Origin of the sequence: Paraburkholderia sp. RL17-373-BIF-A, from assembly GCF_046030175.1 — a bacterium.
Taxonomy (GTDB): domain Bacteria; phylum Pseudomonadota; class Gammaproteobacteria; order Burkholderiales; family Burkholderiaceae; genus Paraburkholderia.
The window spans coordinates 1-2,688 of the sequence record NZ_JARESO010000187.1 but is presented as its reverse complement, the minus strand read 5'-3'; the positions used below and the strand labels follow the sequence as shown (position 1 = coordinate 2,688).

Here is a 2,688-nt window from a genome sequence, read left to right as displayed (position 1 = left end):
AACTCGGTTGTATCCTGCACCGCCAACACAACGGGCACCTGACGCATACGGCCGAGCGTCTGACCAATATGCGGACCCAGTACACCGTCAGCGCCCACTTTCGGATTATCAAAAAAGCGGTACCCGGCCTTGAGTTCGGCGGCATCGAGGGACTGCGGAAACGAACATTGCGGAGCGTGCGAGAGCTGTCGCGCGAGTGCGATCAAACGCTGCGTCAGGCGAGCGTCGCCCAACTGCGCCGCGCCAAACTCATCATTCGCCCAATCATCGTCATTGTTCGCGTCCGACAATGCCGCTCCTCGCTACAAGGACATCGCACGAGCGAGAAGTTAACATCGTGCGCGGCAGTTTACAAGCAGCGCCATACCGAGATGTGGGCAAACCTCAGCCGCGCGTGAGGGGGATATGTTGTAGTCTCCGGCCTGCTTCGCCACGCCGTTGTCGGGTGCGTCGGCATCATGGAGATCGAAAAGTTCCCTGGGGAATATGGGAACGTTTTTGCCGCCTCCTACCGGTCGGAACCCCTTATGACTTCCGCCCTCGAACACACCGTTGAAGGAGTCTTTACCAAGGAACGCTCTTGCAAATGTTTGGGCAGTTACGACAGGCATAGATTTACCAATCTTTCGAACCGCGCATAGTCATTGGCGCGTGGGATGGGACAAGAAGCGTCGAAGAGGTGTCATCCTCATACAATTGCGCATTATGTCGATTGCTGCCGGGCCTGAATATCAACTTTTGCCCAAAACATCGAAAATTTGCTTCGCCGTTGGCCGTCGCGAGCGAACACCCGCTCGACGAACACGTTGTCGCGCCAGCACCCCTTGCCATCCATCGAAAGACGGATTCCCCGGCTCAGCACGGCCTCGGTGAACGCGCCCGCCGTGAACTGGGCGGATTCGACCGGTCGTCGCAACACCTTTGACTGAGGGGGTGTTTGTGGGACGACCAGCTGGGTGGATGCATCAGTTGACAGGGCGAGGAGCAATGCGCTCGCCAGGTGCACCGTCACACCGGCGTGAGATCGAGCGGCTATTTTGGAAGCAGAGCACCACCGGTATCACGAGCGAGAAAGCAGCAAAAAAGGCGGTTGGCGTGTCGCAGGCGGTAAGCAACCTCGACAAAGCCAATCGACATTATGAAGAGCGTGTTTCGGGTGCACACGTCCATCCGGGAGCGTCGAAAGTCACGGCAGAAATCTTGTCGCGTTGAGAAACTGGGGCAACCCGTTTCCGCAGATTCTCGATTGTCTTGGCAAATTCCGGAATGCTTGCCCGACTGCGGACATATAAAGTATCTGTGTCACCGGATCGTGTCAGGACGCTACTGAGACGACCTTCTCACGCCCTCATCGGTTGGGTCATGTAGACGGAGGCGTTCCGTTTCTCCTTGGTGTATCCAGCGATGTCCGTACTCATCCGATTAGAGCGGGGTATCCGCATGCCTCAGGCGCAGGGCCAACTCGCGCAGTTCGGCCTGGTCGGCCCGAAGCAGGCATACAACACGTGAGATCAAAGACCCGAGCAAGCGCAAGAGCGACCGGAAACTGACGCCAGCTCGGGCCGAATTCCACGCAGGACGGGCCCGATCTACGTAGTCGAGACGCCGGAATTCGCCGTGCTGTGCGCGACCGGAAAGCCGCTTAACCACTGGAGAAGAGAATAATGACCAATAGAGAAAGCGCGGATACGCATCTGACTATTGAACAAGCACGACACATCGCAGCACAGTGCTGGTGTGAACCTGAAACATCGGGCATCGAAATGGATGTTCGGTTGGCTGAAGCATTTGCCCGCGCCTTGATCGCTGCCGCGCCAGCGCAAGCGGCGGAACCGGTGGCATGGATGAGGCCAGGAGGTGAATGGTACAACGGCTTCATTTCCAATTCGGGGCGCACCAGATTGATTGGGATAAGCGATGTGTCTATATATTCGATTCCGCTCTACGCCGCTCCGCAGACCGTAAGCGAAGAACCATCATGACCACCGCACCTGAACTGATAGTACTCGCGATGGCTGCGTGTTTCGCAGCTGCTGGGTTATTTTGGGGTTGAGGGGAGAGAAGATGAGAGACGCCACTTTGACGATTTCGCTGCGTACCGGTTTCGATGAGCCGATTGCTGCTTGCGTAAGACACCGAACAAAGCCGATGCAAACATGAATTAGCATGTCGGAAAGCTTGCCCTACTAGGCAAGACGCTGGCAAAAGCCTTGAGATTGTCGAAAAGCCCATAGGATCACAATGTCTGCCTCATCAGGCTGACGCACGGTCGCTCACCGAGCGCGAGTTGCAGCTGGTCCATCAGTTCTGTCATGCGCTCCAATTGAGCGGCCTTACTGCCATCGCTTCAGTCGCGAGATCTCGGCCAGCAACTGCGCGATAGTCTTGTCACGAGGCAACGATGCGCTTGAGGGCGGCGATGTCATCGGGCAGATGGTTAGCTGGCATGCATGCCAGTGTAAATGAAGCCCACGCGCTTGTGGGTTCCCACACCCGGCGTTACGCGGCGTGGGTCGGCTGCCACGTCCGCCTCTGGATGCGGCCAGTCAATCCCCTCGAGCAGCAGCGACAGTAGGGCAGCTGACAGATGGACTGTTCCCGAGTCCGCCTGCGGTCACACGAAACGTCCACGCTCGAGTCGCTTCGCGTACAGGTTCATGCCGTCACCGCTCCCATAAAATCTTGATG

3 protein-coding genes and 1 pseudogene are annotated in these 2,688 nt (G+C 57.3%); 2 read left to right on the top strand and 2 right to left on the bottom strand.

The window, feature by feature from the left end:
- The coding region (locus tag P0D80_RS49370) for an IS4/Tn5 family transposase DNA-binding protein (RefSeq protein ID WP_408295823.1) at positions 1-290 on the bottom strand (290 nt) is incomplete at its 3' end.
- 413 nt (positions 291-703) lie between these two features.
- Positions 704-988, bottom strand: a complete 285-nt coding sequence (locus P0D80_RS49365) for a hypothetical protein (RefSeq protein WP_408295826.1) — start codon at positions 986-988, stop codon at positions 704-706.
- Here P0D80_RS49365 and P0D80_RS49360 point away from each other — a divergent pair.
- Positions 961-1,110 (top strand): annotated as a pseudogene (locus P0D80_RS49360) (IS30 family transposase); the annotation flags it as partial. The gene P0D80_RS49365 and the pseudogene P0D80_RS49360 overlap by 28 nt on opposite strands.
- A gap of 554 nt (positions 1,111-1,664) precedes the next feature.
- Positions 1,665-1,982 (top strand): hypothetical protein, encoded by a 318-nt coding sequence (locus P0D80_RS49355; protein ID WP_408295820.1) that lies wholly within the window; start codon positions 1,665-1,667, stop codon positions 1,980-1,982.
- Positions 1,983-2,688 lie beyond the last annotated feature (706 nt).